This window comes from Desulfotomaculum copahuensis, assembly GCF_001655685.1.
Taxonomy (GTDB): domain Bacteria; phylum Bacillota; class Desulfotomaculia; order Desulfotomaculales; family Desulfovirgulaceae; genus Desulfotomaculum_G; species Desulfotomaculum_G copahuensis.
In genome coordinates this window covers 64,508-79,873 of the sequence record NZ_LYVF01000040.1, presented here as the reverse complement: position 1 = coordinate 79,873, position 15,366 = coordinate 64,508, and the positions used below count along the sequence as shown (strand labels likewise).

The 15,366-nt window shown below is 56.3% G+C and carries 21 protein-coding genes; all 21 read right to left on the bottom strand.

Annotated features, from left to right (window positions below; all coding sequences use genetic code 11):
* Nucleotides 1–89 precede the first annotated feature (89 nt).
* The 21 genes from A6M21_RS03190 to metG all read right to left on the bottom strand — a co-directional run bounded on the left by A6M21_RS03190 (nucleotide 90) and on the right by metG (nucleotide 15,357).
* Complete coding sequence (locus A6M21_RS03190) at nucleotides 90–1,085, bottom strand: CobW family GTP-binding protein (RefSeq protein WP_066666447.1); 996 nt, start codon at nucleotides 1,083–1,085, stop codon at nucleotides 90–92.
* Nucleotides 1,086–1,121: 36 nt separating this feature from the next.
* Complete coding sequence (locus tag A6M21_RS03185; RefSeq protein WP_066666446.1) at nucleotides 1,122–1,415, bottom strand: hypothetical protein; 294 nt, start codon at nucleotides 1,413–1,415, stop codon at nucleotides 1,122–1,124.
* A 12-nt stretch (nucleotides 1,416–1,427) separates the two neighbouring features.
* Nucleotides 1,428–2,396 carry an AAA family ATPase gene (locus A6M21_RS03180; RefSeq protein WP_066666445.1) on the bottom strand — a complete coding sequence of 323 codons (969 nt, stop codon included), beginning with the start codon at nucleotides 2,394–2,396 and terminating at the stop codon, nucleotides 1,428–1,430.
* 152 nt (nucleotides 2,397–2,548) lie between these two features.
* Nucleotides 2,549–2,746 (bottom strand): hypothetical protein, encoded by a 198-nt coding sequence (locus A6M21_RS03175; RefSeq protein WP_151191779.1) that lies wholly within the window; start codon nucleotides 2,744–2,746, stop codon nucleotides 2,549–2,551.
* A gap of 65 nt (nucleotides 2,747–2,811) precedes the next feature.
* Complete coding sequence (locus tag A6M21_RS03170; RefSeq protein WP_066666443.1) at nucleotides 2,812–3,048, bottom strand: thioredoxin domain-containing protein; 237 nt, start codon at nucleotides 3,046–3,048, stop codon at nucleotides 2,812–2,814.
* Between the two features lie 79 nt (nucleotides 3,049–3,127).
* A complete protein-coding gene (locus tag A6M21_RS19360; protein ID WP_066666442.1) occupies nucleotides 3,128–4,012 on the bottom strand; it encodes a TIGR03905 family TSCPD domain-containing protein in 885 nt (294 codons plus the stop codon).
* An 18-nt stretch (nucleotides 4,013–4,030) separates the two neighbouring features.
* Nucleotides 4,031–4,324, bottom strand: a complete 294-nt coding sequence (locus A6M21_RS03160) for an HUIPC motif thioredoxin-like (seleno)protein (protein WP_066666441.1) — start codon at nucleotides 4,322–4,324, stop codon at nucleotides 4,031–4,033.
* Nucleotides 4,321–4,584 (bottom strand): hypothetical protein, encoded by a 264-nt coding sequence (locus A6M21_RS03155; protein ID WP_066666440.1) that lies wholly within the window; start codon nucleotides 4,582–4,584, stop codon nucleotides 4,321–4,323. Before A6M21_RS03155 ends, A6M21_RS03160 begins: the two co-directional genes overlap by 4 nt.
* Nucleotides 4,572–4,844 (bottom strand): thioredoxin family protein, encoded by a 273-nt coding sequence (locus A6M21_RS03150; RefSeq protein ID WP_066666439.1) that lies wholly within the window; start codon nucleotides 4,842–4,844, stop codon nucleotides 4,572–4,574. Before A6M21_RS03150 ends, A6M21_RS03155 begins: the two co-directional genes overlap by 13 nt.
* A gap of 2 nt (nucleotides 4,845–4,846) precedes the next feature.
* Complete coding sequence (locus tag A6M21_RS03145) at nucleotides 4,847–5,974, bottom strand: aquaporin (protein WP_066666438.1); 1,128 nt, start codon at nucleotides 5,972–5,974, stop codon at nucleotides 4,847–4,849.
* A gap of 1 nt (nucleotide 5,975) precedes the next feature.
* Nucleotides 5,976–6,299 (bottom strand): hypothetical protein, encoded by a 324-nt coding sequence (locus A6M21_RS03140; protein ID WP_066666437.1) that lies wholly within the window; start codon nucleotides 6,297–6,299, stop codon nucleotides 5,976–5,978.
* Nucleotides 6,300–6,309: 10 nt separating this feature from the next.
* Nucleotides 6,310–6,702: a hypothetical protein gene (locus tag A6M21_RS03135; RefSeq protein WP_066666436.1), complete on the bottom strand. Its 393-nt coding sequence runs from the start codon at nucleotides 6,700–6,702 to the stop codon at nucleotides 6,310–6,312.
* 115 nt (nucleotides 6,703–6,817) lie between these two features.
* The gene (locus A6M21_RS03130; protein WP_066666435.1) at nucleotides 6,818–7,753 is read right to left on the bottom strand and encodes a uroporphyrinogen decarboxylase family protein; all 936 of its coding nucleotides are present in this window, start codon (nucleotides 7,751–7,753) and stop codon (nucleotides 6,818–6,820) included.
* Nucleotides 7,754–8,083: 330 nt separating this feature from the next.
* Nucleotides 8,084–8,770: a corrinoid protein gene (locus A6M21_RS03125; RefSeq protein WP_066666434.1), complete on the bottom strand. Its 687-nt coding sequence runs from the start codon at nucleotides 8,768–8,770 to the stop codon at nucleotides 8,084–8,086.
* Nucleotides 8,771–8,848: 78 nt separating this feature from the next.
* Nucleotides 8,849–9,535 (bottom strand): corrinoid protein, encoded by a 687-nt coding sequence (locus A6M21_RS03120; RefSeq protein WP_066666458.1) that lies wholly within the window; start codon nucleotides 9,533–9,535, stop codon nucleotides 8,849–8,851.
* A 59-nt stretch (nucleotides 9,536–9,594) separates the two neighbouring features.
* Nucleotides 9,595–10,371, bottom strand: coding sequence for a helix-turn-helix domain-containing protein (locus A6M21_RS03115; RefSeq protein WP_066666433.1), 777 nt, complete (start codon nucleotides 10,369–10,371; stop codon nucleotides 9,595–9,597).
* A gap of 310 nt (nucleotides 10,372–10,681) precedes the next feature.
* Nucleotides 10,682–11,467: a DUF5714 domain-containing protein gene (locus A6M21_RS19040; RefSeq protein ID WP_427854593.1), complete on the bottom strand. Its 786-nt coding sequence runs from the start codon at nucleotides 11,465–11,467 to the stop codon at nucleotides 10,682–10,684.
* A 122-nt stretch (nucleotides 11,468–11,589) separates the two neighbouring features.
* Entirely contained in the window at nucleotides 11,590–11,856 is a 267-nt protein-coding gene (locus A6M21_RS03105) for a 4Fe-4S dicluster domain-containing protein (protein ID WP_066666432.1), read from the bottom strand.
* Nucleotides 11,857–12,128: 272 nt separating this feature from the next.
* Nucleotides 12,129–12,665: a cob(I)yrinic acid a,c-diamide adenosyltransferase gene (gene cobO, locus A6M21_RS03100; protein WP_066666431.1), complete on the bottom strand. Its 537-nt coding sequence runs from the start codon at nucleotides 12,663–12,665 to the stop codon at nucleotides 12,129–12,131.
* Between the two features lie 238 nt (nucleotides 12,666–12,903).
* The gene (locus A6M21_RS03095) at nucleotides 12,904–13,701 is read right to left on the bottom strand and encodes a TatD family hydrolase (protein WP_078060351.1); all 798 of its coding nucleotides are present in this window, start codon (nucleotides 13,699–13,701) and stop codon (nucleotides 12,904–12,906) included.
* Between the two features lie 105 nt (nucleotides 13,702–13,806).
* Nucleotides 13,807–15,357 (bottom strand): methionine--tRNA ligase, encoded by a 1,551-nt coding sequence (gene metG, locus A6M21_RS03090; RefSeq protein ID WP_066666430.1) that lies wholly within the window; start codon nucleotides 15,355–15,357, stop codon nucleotides 13,807–13,809.
* Nucleotides 15,358–15,366: the final 9 nt, after the last annotated feature.

The following is a 15,366-nucleotide window of genomic DNA, read 5'->3' as shown; positions in this document are numbered from 1 at the left end:
GCCAGTTTCTTGAGTAACTCTTGTTCCCTTTCCGGTGTCATCGTTCATTACCCCTTCCTTTTGTTGGTTTTTGACAAAAGCCTTGACGGCTATCCATCCGTAATCCGGGAAAACCGGTATGCGGATAAAATCTCCTCCACCGCCGGCATGACGTCCGGCGGGGCGATAAACACCAGCACATTGCCCGGAATTTGTTTTGACGGTGCGTTCTGCTCTTCCAGGTCGAACCGGCCCATGACGAAGTTGAACAGGTATGTCCGGCCGTTTGCAACGATAAATCCTTTAGCCCGGGGCACTTGCCGGGGCAGTTTGGCGGCCATCTCGCAGATTTCCGCCGGCGTGCCCCCCGGCCAGCGGAAGGCGGCCGAAATCAGAATGTCGGGCGGGGACAGGGAGGCACCGGGGTCGTCCAGCAGGGCGTCAATGTACTGATCCAGTTCTTCGTCATTCATTTGAGCGGATGAAACGGTTCCTTCCGCTTTATCCGCACCGCTTAGGGCAAGCAGGCCGATCACATCCGCCGCGGCAAAAGTGGTTTCATAAAAGTGCGGCTCCGGGTGGTGCTGCGCAATAATCCGCTTCACTTCCCGGATCTGCTCCGCTGTGGCCAGATCAATCTTGTTGATGATAAACCGGGTCGAGGAGGCAATCTGATTTTCCACCGATGAAAAAACTCCGTATTCATCCATGAAATGGGCGGCGTCGACAATGCAGAACTGTTCTTTGAACAAAAAGCGGTTGTTAAAAATGGGCAACTGGAGATCCCTTTTCAGATCCGTCGGATTGGCCACCCCGGTGGACTCAATCAACAGCACGTCTGGTTTGATTTTTTGCGCAATCTCATACATGCCTTTGATGAAGTCGGTCTTGACGCAGGCGCAGAATATGGAGCCCTTGCTGATTTCCAGCATTTCCAGGTCTTCGCTTTCTACCAGGGCACCGTCAACGCCCACCTCGCCAAATTCATTCATCAAGATCATCAGTTTTTTGTCCCGCGGAAATTGATTGATAATCCGGTTCAAAAAAGTGGTTTTGCCGCTGCCCAGAAAACCGGTGATCAGAAAAACGTCGGTTGTATCGGACATCCGCCTCCACCTCCCTGGACATCACAGTAACCGGTACTAATCCGGTAACGGCCGGGCCTTTCTGTGCTCATCCAAAAGCAAAATGTTGCGGCAAAACTTGCATACCGCCGGCTCTCCATCCGCCGCTTCCGCTGCCAGCAGCGCCCAGAATTCGCGGTAATCATTCAGGCTGCCGCTTTCCAATGCCACTTCGTCCGGCGGTTCCAACGGCCTGATCCGGTCGTTCTTGCCGCAGTAGGGGCAGGTGACGCCGAACAAAACTACGTCCGTTTGCGGCAGATCCAGATCAAGCACCAGGTTTTTAAATTTCTCTACAGTTGCTGTGTCCATGCTTTCCCCACCTCAGCAGCATTTGTATGCCCTTAACAAACGCTCATTCATTTCAAAATAGAATTTGACAAACGAACTGCCGTCTTTGCGGGCGCGAATGCCGTGCAACGAGTCGGCCAGCTGAATGGTGCTGCGCAGGTGTGTGATCATGATTAACTGCTTCTTTTGATTCAAACTTTTGAGCAGCGCCTGCATGTTGCGGTGATTGGTCCAGTCCAGCGAAGGCTCCACTTCGTCCAGCAGGTAAAGGGGGCTGTTCAGTTGCTCAAACAGGGCCAGGTTCAAAGCCAGCGAGCAAATTGTCTTTTCGCCGCCGGACAAAAGGGTGGAGTTTTTCATCCCCTTGCCCAGGGATGCTTCGATGAGCAGCCCGGGCGCACCATCCCGTCCGGTGAGCAAAATATTGCCGTCACTGCCGGGAATCAGTGTCTGCAGGTAATTTTTAAAGCTTGCATTCAACCGGCTGATCAGTTCCTGGTTTACCTCCGTGCCGTTGAGCAGGCCGGCGAGATAAACAACCCGCTCTTCCGGACTCAAATGCAGGAAACGGTTGATCTGTTCCTGGCGGATCAATGTCCTGGCGGTATCACGCCATCCCAGGGCGCTCAACTTCTGCAGGTAGGCGGACCGGCCTAACTCCACCCCGTCAACCGTATAAACGTCCGCCCCGCACCGTTCCTTCCGCCGGGCGAGCGTGGTCACCGACGCCTTTTTCTCCGGACCGGCCTTTAACTTCAGAGTGACATTGACCGTTGCGGCCGGCGGGTACTCTTGCGTGCCGCCGAAAAACAGGTCCTCCTCCCGGTCGCAGCGCAGCCGGTCCGGGTCGTTTTCCCCCAGCGCCCAGGCAACGGCATCCAGAATGTTCGATTTGCCCACCCCGTTGTTGCCCACGATGACGCCGATGCCCGGCTTGAAGCCGACACCGGCTTCCACGGCATAAGACTTGAAGCCGCTGATTATAACCTCTTCCAGATACATGGGGCCACCTCCGGCCGAATTTCAAACCTGACGGACATTTTTCCGCGCCGGATTTGCGCGGCGGTGCGTTTATCTACATAGCGCCGTATTCCATTTCCGGAGCTGCGCATTTCCTTTTAGGCACGGCCGCCACCTTCCAGGGCGGTTGTTTTTTATTCAAGGCCGCTTCTTTCGCGAATCGCCTGAATCAGATCCTCCTGCGGCGGGATGGTGGAAGCGTAAACCAGTTCCCCGTTCAGGGCAATGCTGGGCACGGGCTTGATTTTCAGTTCGCTTTTCTTGCTGATGCCTTCCCGTGTCTTCACGTTCCATTCGTACGGCTCAATAATCTCTTTGATCTCGTCTGGCAAGGACCTTACCAGTTCCACCATATAGGTGCCGGAGGCTCATTGATCCGTCAACAGTACGTCCACCCTTACTTTGGGCATTCCCGCTCCTCCTGTTCAAACCGCTCCAGAATGGCGGCAATCAGTTCCTCCTGGGGCGGAATAATGGCTTCATAAACCAGTTGGTTATTCAGGGCGATGGAAGGCAGCGACCTGGCCTTGAGCTCCTGAAACCGCTTGATTCCTTCCCGGGTACGCATATCCCACTCTTTGGCCTCGATGATCTGCTGAATTTCTTCCGGTAAAGCCTTTACCGATTCCGCCATATAGACGCAGGCCGCTCACTGCCGGAAATCGGTGAGCAGAACATCCACCAGCACCCTGCCCATCAGCTTCACCCCCCGGTCACGGCTTGATTGTCTCAAAGGTAATCTGCAACTCATCCTGTTCCCACTTCAACCGGGCATATTTAAAGGCATCGTCTTCCACCACCGCCCCCACACTGACGAAGTCAACGCCGCCCAGGCGTACATGCTTCCACAATCCGGTTTGGGCGAACAGGACCACGTCCACGGAAAACTGCTCCGCCATCGTTTCTAAAGCAGGGTAGACGGATTCATTGCGCAGGTAATCGGATAAATTGCTGACCATCAATAATTCCAGTGAATAGGGACTGAAATCGGAAAAACCGGGCAGTTCCTGGATGAAACCGCCGTGAAAGCCCAATGCTTTACGCGGACCGATTTGAAAGCGCAGGAAATAGGGCGCCTGGATCAGGTAGTCCTGGTTGCGCGCCTGCGCACAGGGAATGGTCTGATCCACCGGCCCTTTGACCCCGGCCAGTTTCTTCTTGCGGGCCAGTTCCACAATGGCGTCGTTTTCCTCTCCGGGCCGGGTCAGATCGCCCAGGCTGTAAACGGCCGGTACGGGCAGTTGCAGCATTTTTTCCAGCGCCTGAATATTTCCCGCCACTCCCGCAAAAACAGCCGCTTCTTGATCTGCCGCCGGCGCTTCGTATACGGTGATTGGATCGGCTTCGGCCAGCCGGCCCTCTTTCACCAGCGCCACGGCGCGGGACAGCTGATCCGGACAGGATGTGTTGTTGCGGCACTGGATGCCCTTCATCAGGGGCAATACCGCGTCCGCATCCTGTCCCTCCAGCAGACGGCTGATCAACCGGGCGTTGCCCACACAACCGCCGCCGACAAAGCGGACGTGACTCAATTTATTGTCCGTCAACTGGAAGTGTATTTCCGCCGGGCAGATCCCCTGCGCCCTGTAGATGTACATTTAATTCACCAGATTTCTTTATTCACCGGGTCCCAACAATGCTCTGAATGTCTCCTGCAGATCCTCCACCGGCGGGGTAATATTGAAATACAATTTCCCGTTGATAAATATTGACGGGATGGGCGCCGGTTTTCCCAAATCCTCGGACAGGGCCTGATAGCGCCGGCCGCCCTCTTTTTGCCGCAGGTAAACCAGTTCCAGCCCGACCTGTTCACCGAACGGGGCCATCGCTTCCTCCACCGTCTCCAGCATGTAGACACAGGGAATGCAGTGATCACCCTCGTAAATCAGCTCCACCAGCAGCGGTTTCAATTCAATCCACACTCCCGCAGGGCGGCGACCATTGTTTCCCGATCCGGACAGACACCCGTAATGCGGACCAGATTGCCGATCACCAGCGCCGGCGTGGCGGAAAGCTTCAGCTCTTCCATTTCCGGCACCGGACCCCGGTGGACGGTAATTTCCACCTTGCCGGCAAACTCTTTTTCTATCTCCCCCAGCAGGCGGGAGAGGGCGATGCCGCCGGAACAGGGCGGTACGGACAAAAAGGCTTCAATTTTTATCTTAGACATAATCCGCCCTCCCTTAAAGCATTGAGCAAGGTAAAGCGGCTGGGCACAACACCTTCGATTTTGATGAAACCGTTGACCACCACGGCCGGCACGCAAAACATCCGGTATTCGTCAAATTTCGCCATTCCCTCTTCGCCCACGTATGGGGTGAACTCAATCTCTTCCCCGTACTCTTCCGCCACCGACCGGCACAAATTCATAATCTCCAGGCAGCCGGGGCAGGGGGGGTTGCCGCTGAACACTTCCATTTTTACGGCCATGTTCACGCCTCCAGTTCCCTGCGGATTATTTCCGCCAGTTCCATCCGCTTGAGCACCCGCCCGGCCGCCACCTGCCGGCCGTTGACCAGTATGGCGGGCGTGACGGCCACACCGTATTGCCGGCCCGGCGGTGAGAGGGCGTCCAGTTTTTCCACCGTTACCTGTCCGGCCGGAAATTCATTTGCCGCCTGCCGGGCCTCTGTTTCCGCCTGCCGGCAGCGCGCACAGGGCGGGGTGGTGCCGAAGACCAGCACTTTTACCGTTTTCTCAGCCACTGGACTCACCTCCGCCGGATCTTTTTTAATATCCGCGCAGCCGCACTGGCTGCTTTTGGCCGCCATCAAAGGTTCCAGCACCTTCCCGAACAACAATGCAGCCAGACAGCCGCCAACCAGGGGTCCCAAAATATACACGGTAAAAAACCCGCCGTGCGGTCCCGGGATGGCTGTTTTACCCCACCCGGCCAGATAGGCGGCCAGCCGGGGGCCGAAATCACGTGCCGGATTCAGTCCGGCCTGGGTCAGCGGAGCAAAGATGCTGATTAGCGTGGTTACGGTCAAACCGATCAAAACCGGGGCGAATTCGCTGGACGGCCGGCCGACATTGCAACCTTCCGTCAACAAAAAGATCATCAAAACCAGTAAAAATGTGCCCGCCGCTTCTACGCCAAACGCCGTCGTCATGGTTACCGAAAACCCGGCCGGCAGGGAAGGGTTGGGGAAATACTCGCCAAACATCATGGCCGTCTTAACCGAATCACTTGTACCGCGTACAATGTGATGCATGTTTTCAAAAGCGGCTATAGAGCCGGAAAAAACAAGATACAAACAGAGTCCGGCCAGAAAAGCGCCTGCCAACTGCGCCGCCAGGTAGACGGGCAATTTCCGGGGGGCCATCCGCCCGGACAATACCATGGCCACACTGACGGCCGGATTCAGGTGGGCGCAGGAAAGGTGGCGGGTGGCGTAAATGGCCAGCGTCACTCCGGCGCCCCACACGGCGGCCACCTGAAACAGTCCCGTATGCGCCGAAAAAAGCACCGTCACGGCAACTGTGGCACAGCCAATGAAGACCAGGACAAAAGTGCCCAGCAATTCGCCGGCAAAACTGTGCAGGTAGTCCGCCTTCATTTTATTCCCCCCCGGTTTTCAGTATCCCGGCAATTGCTTCCGTCAGTTCTTCCACCGGAGGAATTTGATCGAAGAGCAGCCTGCCGTCGGCAAAGATGGAAGGGATGGGGGCGTACTGCTGTTTTTTCCGTACCCCCTCCTCGCCGTACAGACCCACGGAAAGCTCGTAGAAGCGCCTGGCGCCGTCCTTTTTTAAAATATAAACCCGGTCCCAGGTGAGCGAGTTTTTAAAAAGGGGGGCCACAGCCTCCACCACCTCGGCCATATAGAAACAGGAGAGGTTGTGGTCCCCGGCGTAAATCACTTCCAGATGTAATGGCTTCATTTTTACTTTACTAGTCGGCCCGCGTATTCAGGCCCGAACCGGCTTTTTGCAGATTGGCTTTAATGTTGTCAAAATCAAAGCCAACATCCCGCAAGGACTTGATTCGCTCGCTCATCTCCGGTGTCGGCGCCCTTTTGGCCAACTCGTCAATCAATTCCTCATACTGCGGAATGATGCTCTCAAAAACCAGATCTCCCTCGATGCAGATGGTCGGCAGAACCTTCCCGTTGAGTTCGAGAAACTTGCCGATACCGGATTTGGTCTTAATCGACCATTCCTTGTATTCAATCATTTCCTGCACATCGGGAGGCATGGCCGCTATCGACTCCATCATGTAGCCGCAGGCGGCACATTGTACGCTGTCCAGGGTGAGTACATCGATCTTGACCTTTTGATCGGACAATGTTATCCCTCCTCTTCTACCAGGATTCGGGATACTTGGCATAATACTGCTCATACCATTCCCGGGCTTCCAGTACCTGCTCCATGTGTTCCGACGGAACATCATAGGGCATGTCTCAGCCAGGCGCAAAGACAAAACCGTGATTGCCGCCTGCCGCCAGGCTGACAATAGCGTCTTCGCGGGGGGATAAAATGCCCAGGGAAAGGGCCAGGGTCAGTTTGAGGTTGCCGCCGAAACCCACGCCGTGCTTTCTGGCCAGGTCGCGGACAAAGTTCATGTTCAGCTGTTCGTCAATGGCAAAGCCGTGAGTGCCGATCTTGCATACCGACTCCATCACCTTGGTGGCGTCGCCGCAAATGAAGAAGCTGGAGGTCTTGCCGTAGCGGTGAATGGTGGCGATAGCCGCCTGGCAGTAAGGATGCACGAACTCGCGGAAAGTTTCGTCCTTGATCTGGGACGCCACCGGATCCACGATGGCTACAATGTCACAGCCCATCTTGCAGTAGCTTTCGGCTGACTTTTCCACCACTTCGGCGCAGAACTTCAGAATTTCGTGTGCCTTGGCCTTGTTCTTATAAACATCGGTGAAAATCCTCACGCCAGCCAGGTGGCTGGCCAGGGTAAGCGGACCGCAGGCCAGGCCCATCAGGGCGCAATCCATTTCATCCAGCTGCGGTTTGGCCAGCGCGGCCGCCTCAAAGAGCACCGGCCAGCGTCCGTCTTCCGGTCCCGGCACCTTCAAGCCGGCTTCTTCCACCGTCTTGTCGGAAAGGGGATGGGACTGCACCGAGGGCACATTGTCCGGCCACCACTTGATTTCCAATCCCATGGAAGCAGATTCCACCGACAAGTCGAAAACGAGGGGAATACCGTCGGCTTTGTACTTTTTGGCGGTTTCCACCACGCCCTTGGCCAGCAGCTTCGGATCCTGTAAAAATTTGTCGGCCGGCTCACCGATCACAAAGGCACAGTGCACGCCGGCGTAAGGAACCCAGGGCGCCCGCGGGGTCTTTTTACCCCGGATGGCATCAATTAACATTTGCTTGGCCATTTTTTAGCCTCCCTTCTACAAAGCTCACCTGCATTCAGCACACAATTTGCCTCTCCCTCCGTCACCTCCCGGCCCGGCGGACGTGATCACACCCGCACCTTTATTCGTATGGCCCGAATAGGCCATAAGAGACAAAAAACCTTAATTTTCCGGTCATAAATATAATATAGTTGCTCTTTTACTAAATGTTTAGTAAAAAATAAAAATGTTTTTACTTTTTTCACATTTTAGCACACCAACATTAATCCGTAAAGGCCATTTTGCCAAACGGTTGAAAAAAGCGCCCCAACGGATTTGATTTTCCTTTTAACCGCGGGCGCTTGAAAAAGATTATTTATTTTGACAGAAAGCAAGCGCTTCATTCTTTATCTGCACCAGCAGTTTGATGGCCGCCTTTAAAGCCTGCGAGGCGTTGGGGGCGTAGCCGCTGGCTCCCCAGCGGGCGGCCACCTGCTCCGTCACCGGCGAGCCGCCCATCATGATCAGCACGTCCGGGTTTTCTTCCCGCAACCGGGCCATCACCCGTTTCATGCCCAGCATGGTGGTGGTCATCATGGTGGAAAGACAGACGATGTCCGGCTTCAAGCGCCTGTACTCCCGCAAAAAAGTTTCCGGGGGCACGTCTTTCCCCAGATCATAAACCTCAAAGCCGGATGCTTCAAACATCATTTTCACGATATTCTTGCCGATATCATGGATGTCACCCGCCACCACTCCAATCAGCACCCGTCCCCGGATTCCCAGTTCCCTTTTTTCCACCTTTTCCCGGAGCAGTTCCAGTCCGCGGTACAGCGCATCGGCGCACATGAGCATTTCGGGAATAAAATAAATTTCCTCCTCGTAGAGGCGGCCGACTTCTTCAATCCCCGGCACCAGACCTTCGAAAATGGCCCTGGTGGCGTCCATCCCGGTCTGAATGCATTCCTGCGCCGTCCGGACCACTTCGTCTTCATCGAAATTGATCACGCCTTCGCGCAACCGGTTGAGCAACTCAAACTCCTTACGCTGACAGAGCACGGCAATTCACCCCCCGGAAATTAACATCAGGCCAGAAAATTTTGAAAAGACTGTCTAAAAAACAAATTTTTCAGGACGTTATGTCCCGTCCCGCCCCGGCATGCCGCCGCCGCTCACCGTGAGCATAATTTCAATCACTTTTTTCAGCGCTTGATGGGCATTGGGGGCGTAACCGCTGGCGCCCCACCGCCTGGCGATATAATCGCTCAACGGGGCGCCCCCGACCATCACCTTGACCCGGGGGTTGCGCTCCCGCAGTTCCTTGATCACTTTTTTCATTTCCGGCAAAGTGGTGGTCATCATGGTGGAAAGGCAGACGATATCCGGACAAACCTTGCGGTTCTCGGACAAAAAGCGCTGCAGCGGCACGTCCCGGCCCAGATCAAACACTTTGAACCCGGAAATCTCCAGCATCAACTTGACCAGGTTTTTACCGATATCGTGAATATCCCCTTCCACCACGCCGATAACGATCGTTCCTCTAACGTTCAGCCCGCCTTTGTCCATATGCTCCCGGAACACGGCCAGACCGTTATATAAGACTTCGGCGCAAAGGAGCAGCTCGGGGATGTAGTATTCACCCTCTTCATAAAGGCGTCCGGCCTCCTGCATGCCGGGCACCAGGCCTTCGAAAACAGCCCTGCGGACATCGAAAGATTCTTCTAAAACCTCCGCCATTGCATCGGCCAGTTCACTATGATTATACTCGACCACGGCTTTTTTCAACCTGGCCAGCAGTGTGCGCTCCCGTTCCGGATCCAACAAGTGGTCCACCTCCAACCGTTCCCGGCGCAACCGGCCGGGGGAAACCAGCATTGCATTGGTTAGAGCAGGTTCCGGTTCTGTTTGAAAAACTGGATATAATTGATGATATACTTCAGCTCGCCGGCTTCAAAGTCGCGCACGGCACGCAAAACCGTCTGCACATTGGGATCCCCCAGGGTTTCCAAGACGTCCGGGCTCAATGTGGCCAGCAGGTCCGCCACATCCTCCTGTTTCATCAAAAAATAGCTCACCGGCGTGTTCAACACGCGGGCGAATTTCTCCAATGTATCCAGCAGGGGCATGGTTTGGCCGTTTTCAATCTGACTGAGCAGTCCGGACGAGACTCCGGCCCGCTGGGCCAGGGCGGCTATGGTCAGCCCCTGTTTCTGCCTGGTTTTGCGCAGGCGCTTGCCGAGACTGCCGGTGTGATCCGCTTTTTCCAGAAAGTAACGAATGGTCACGTTCAGCGCTTCCGAGAGTTTCTTCAGGTCGTCCAAATCCGGAACGGCCTGTCCGCTTTCAAATTTCTCCAGTGTGGCGGCGGGAATTTCACTTATTTCAGCCAGATCATCCAGGCTCAAACCACGGCTCTCCCGCATGAACCGCAGCTTTTCGCCGGAGACGGTATCATCCGCATCGCCGACCAGATAGTTCAAAGGTAGATTGATTGCCTCGCTGATTTTGCTCAACATGGGAATGGAGGGCTTGCGGATCTCCCTTTCCACCGCGCTGAGGTAGGAAGGGGATATCTCCAGCTGCCTGGCCAGTTCGGTCAACGTGATCCCGCGTTCCTTGCGAAAGTCCCTGATCTTTTGTCCGGGGTTCACCTCAACCATTCCCTTCGGGAGAGATAATTAGCTATTTTTTATAATCGATCATAGCACAGGCGGCCGGAATAAATCAACACCCAACCGGTGAAGGGAAGCGGGCAAAAAACCCCCTGCACGGGAAACCGGCGCAGGTGGTGTGATGTGATTCCCCTGATTTCCTTAACGACGTCCGCCGCTGAACCGGATGGCCATACTCGCACATGATTCTACATACATTGCAATGCTTTTCCAGAAAAGATTCCGGCTAAAGCCGACGATAAACCCGCCTATTTACTCGGGCTAAAGCCTGGTAACTTGCGGCGGGTTTAAAGTTTTGTCAAACCGTGCTTTCCGCGCCGCGCTCGTAAAATGGACATATTTCCCGCCGGCAACCATGCGGATGACGGCGGCTGTCCCGGCAGACGACGGCACCGCTTTCCGCCGGCAGCTTGATCTGCAGATAATCCTTGAGCAGCGCCGCAGCCGTTTCCAGGCCGGTGTATATGAAGGCCTTGCAGCAGCAGGGGCCGGTACGCGCGGCAATGGCGTCGATCACTACAGCCACGGCACGCATGGTGAGAGCCGTTTCCCAGTCCTTGGGACAGGCCGCCCCCAGGATTACGCTGAATGAAGCGCCGATGCCCACCACGACACCGCAAATTCCGGTCAGCCCGCAAAATGCGCCGACGGCCTGGCGCGCCGTGCGCTGCATGGCTTCCCGCACCTGTGCCGCGCCGGCGTTCACGAAGCCGTCGTTTTTCAACGCCGTCATTAAAGCGGCCGCCGCAACCAGGGCATGCTCGCAGCCGAGCATGGGCAAAGGGATTGCCGACAGCAGTTTTTGGGCGATAACCAGCGGATCCCTGTCCTGCTCGTAAGCCAGGGATTGAGTGAATATTTGTTCAAAGAGACGCATACCGTGACATTGATCGCAGATGTAATGACCCTGCGGGCAGACCACATAACCCGGTTCCTTTTTGCCGCAGCTTGTGCAGGCAACCTCAACGGACCGGGACAGATACTGCAGGGGCGCACCGCACACGGCGCAATTTTCGGTGCGGTTTTCCGCCGGGCGCGACACGGCGCCCCGGTCGGGGGTATCTCAGCAACTACGGGCGGTCATCTCGTTCACCTCTTGCAGATTTACATTGTTATTCTCCGTTCATTAACGATCCCCTGCCGGCAACAAATAAAAACAACCCGGACGGGTTGTTTTTCAGCACAATTTCGCAATTTTTAATTTCATCAGGTGGCCAATACTTTTAGAACAAACACCTGCTCCGGACACACTCTTTCGCAACGCATGCAAGCGGTGCCGTTGCAGCGGTCAAAACGCAACTGCAAGGTAAAAACGCCATCCTGTCCCACCACGGATAAAGCCTGTTCGGGACATTCCTCCACACAACGGCCACACTCCTGACAGCCGTTAAACCTGGCCTGCCGGACCGGACCAACCTGATCAATCACCTGTAGACCGTTGAGTCCGGGATCATCAATATCTCTTTGTACCACCCGGATAATGCCGGGGTCACCTTTAAAGCATCACCCTCCCAACGGTTAATAATGACAGGCGAACAGTGATATAAAAACGGTTAACGGTTATTTCCTGCGTTGTCTTTTCAATACAGCGGAAGGCATATCCGGGAGGTAGTCGGGGCGCGATAAACAACAGTTAACAGGCCCTTCCTGCATTGTCTCGTTTTTCCCCACTGAAAACTAAAAAACCACCGGCAACCCGGTGGTAATAGACATGGAACCCGTGCACCCGGACTTCTTTCCGTCCGTTAAAACTCCACTCCCCGCTGGGCTTTGATTCCCTGCTGCCGGTAGTGGTGCTTGACTTCTTTCATCTCGGTGACCAGGTCGGCCCGGTCGATGATTTCCGGCGGGGCGTCCCGTCCGGTGAGCACCAGGTGCAGGCGGGACGGTTTTTTATCCAGCAGGGCGAGCACTTCTTCCAGGGTAATGAGTTTGAATTTGATTGCATAAAGAATTTCATCCAGGATGATCAGATCGCAGTTGCCGGCGGCCAGTTCCTTGTCCGCTTCCGCCAGGGCGGCGCGGGCGGCGGACCGGTGCTCTTCCATACTGACGCCGTTGTCGACCTGCGTGAATCCCTCGCCCAGTTGGCGCACTTCAAAACGCGGCCCCAATTGGGCAATTGTCTTTAATTCACCGTATTTCCAACCGCCTTTGATAAACTGCAGCACCAGCACTTTCATTCCCTGCCCCCAGGCGCGCATGCCCATACCCAAAGCGGCGGTGGTTTTTCCCTTGCCGTTGCCGGTAAAAACAAGAATCAGCCCTTTTGTTTCCGACACCTCTTAACCCCCTTGAAATAAAAATACCACGGACAATGCTTTTTATGGATCCATTATACCATGATTCAAAAAACCGGTTATTTAAATTTTGCCTTTTTCCGGTCAACGGGCCGGAATAATCCCGCCCGTCACGGCCGGCATGCGCCACCCGTACCCGGCCGCCGGACAGCGCGCCGGAAGAATCCCGGCCGGCGGGCCGGGCTGCACGGCGCGAAACCTGAACGGACCGTTCAACCGGCTAAATTTCCGGTTCTTCCCCCGGCAGGCCGAATACCCGCCGGGCGTTGGCCGTTGCCGCCCGGGCCAGTTCCGCCGGCGCGATTCCCCGCAAGGCCGCTATTTGTTCCGCCACGTAGCGCACATAGGCCGGCTCGTTGCGCTTCCCCCGGTGCGCCTGGGGAGTGAGATAGGGGGAGTCGGTTTCCACCAGCAGGCGCTCCAGGGGCACGGCGGCGGCCACTTCTTTGGGCCGGCGGGCGTTGGGATAGGTCACCGGGCCGGCAAAGGAGATGTAAAATCCCATTTCCAGGCAGGCGGCGGCCATTTCCAGACTGCCGGCGAAGCAGTGCAGCACCCCACCGCCCGGCCCGGCGCCGTCTTTACGCAGGATGTCCAGCACGTCGCCGTGGGCGTCCCGGTCGTGAATAACCACCGGCAGATTAAGTTCTTTCGCCAGGGCCAGCTGCTCCCGGAAAACCCGCCGCTGCACTTCCCGGGGGCTCAAATCCCGGTAGTAGTCCAGGCCGATCTCCCCGATGGCCACCACTTTGGCTTGCCGGCTCAATTCCCGCACCGTATCCAGGTAATCCGCCGGTAAACCGGCCACTTCATGGGGATGTACGCCCACCGCGGCATAAATAAAATCGTATTCGGCAGCCAGGTCGACAGCCCGCCGGGAGGAAGGCAGGTCGTAGCCCGCATTGATTATCAGCACCACGCCCGCCGCCCGCGCCCGGTCCAGCATCACCTCCCGGTCGCCGTCGTACTGCGCGTCGTCCAGATGGGCGTGGCTGTCGATTAAAGCAAGATTATGCACCGTAGAGTTTTCTCCTTTCCACGTCAACACACCAAATCGGGGCCGTCAAATCCCTTTTCCATCCACTTACACGGCGGGTGGAAACCAGGCGCCGCCATATATGGCCTAATTTTCCTCCAGCGCATCCAAATCAATGCGCGGGAACAGTGCTTCCCCCCGCTGTACCGTCAGTCCGCCGGGCAGGCGGCCCCAGGTGAGGGATTCCCAGGTATGCAGCTCCGGTTTGTCCGCGATGCCCAACTGCGGCCAGACCCGGTCCGGCGTGTTGGGCATAAAGGGAGTAATCAGCACGGTGATGAAGCGCACGCTTTCAGCCAGGTTGTATAATACGGCGCCCAGCCGCGCCTTTTTTTCCGGGTCCTTGTTCAGCGCCCAGGGAGCCGTTTCATCCACATACTTGTTCGCCCGGCCGACCAGTTTCCAGATCGCCGCCAGCGCGTTGGACAGCTCCCGCCGGTCGACCAGTGACGCCACTTCCCCCGGCGTGACCAGGGCCAGATCGATTAAATCCTGATCCGGGCCTTCCGCCGGGCCGGGGCCGCCCAGAGAACCCTTAAAATATTTATTAATCATACCCAGGGTGCGGCTGACCAGGTTGCCCAGGTCATTGGCCAGGTCGGTGTTGATACGGTTGACCAGCGACTCTTCGGAGTAGTAGCCGTCGGAGCCGAAGGGCAGCTCCCGCAGCAGGTAGTAGCGGATGGCGTCCACGCCGTACTTGTCGATCAATACCATTGGATCGACCACATTGCCTTTGGACTTGCTCATCTTTCCGCTCTCCAGCAGCAACCAGCCGTGGCCGACCACCTGCCGGGGCAGTTCAATGCCGGCCGCCATCAGGATAGCCGGCCAGATGATCGAGTGGAAGCGCACGATGTCCTTGCCCACCAGATGCACGTCCGCCGGCCAGAATTTGCGGAACAGCGCGTCGTCCCCGCTGCCGTAGCCGAGGGCGGATATGTAGTTGGTCAGGGCGTCCACCCAGACGTAGATGACATGTTTGGGGTCGAAGGGCACCGGAATGCCCCAGTCAAAAGTGGTCCGGGAAACACACAGATCCTCCAGGCCGCTTTTGATAAAGCTGGTCATCTCGTTGCGCCTGGAAACGGGCTGAATAAAGTCCGGGTTCGCCTCGATATATTGCAGCAGGCGGTCCGCATATTTGGAAATGCGGAAGAAGTAGCTTTCTTCCCGCACCAGTTCCACCGGCCGGCCGCAATCCGGGCAGTTGCCTTCCACCAGGCGCCCTTCCGTCCAGAAGGTCTCGCAGGGGGTGCAGTACCAGCCCTCATAAGCGGCCTTGTAAATGTCCCCCTGATCGTAGAGCTTCTGAAAAATGGCCTGCACCACCCGCTTGTGCCTTTCCTGGGTGGTGCGGATGAAGTCGTTGTAACTGATATCCAGCTTCCGCCACAGGCGCTGAAACCCGGCCACAATGTGATCCACATAGGCGAGCGGCGTCTGCCCGCCGGCCCGGGCGGCGCGCTCAATCTTTTGCCCGTGCTCGTCGGAGCCGGTCAGGAACCAGACGTCGTAACCGGTCAGGCGCTTGAAACGGGCCATCGCGTCCGCCGCCACGGTGGTGTAGGCGTGACCGATGTGCAGGTTGTCGCTGGGATAATAAATCGGCGTGGTGATGTAGAATGTTTTGTTCAAGAGATAACC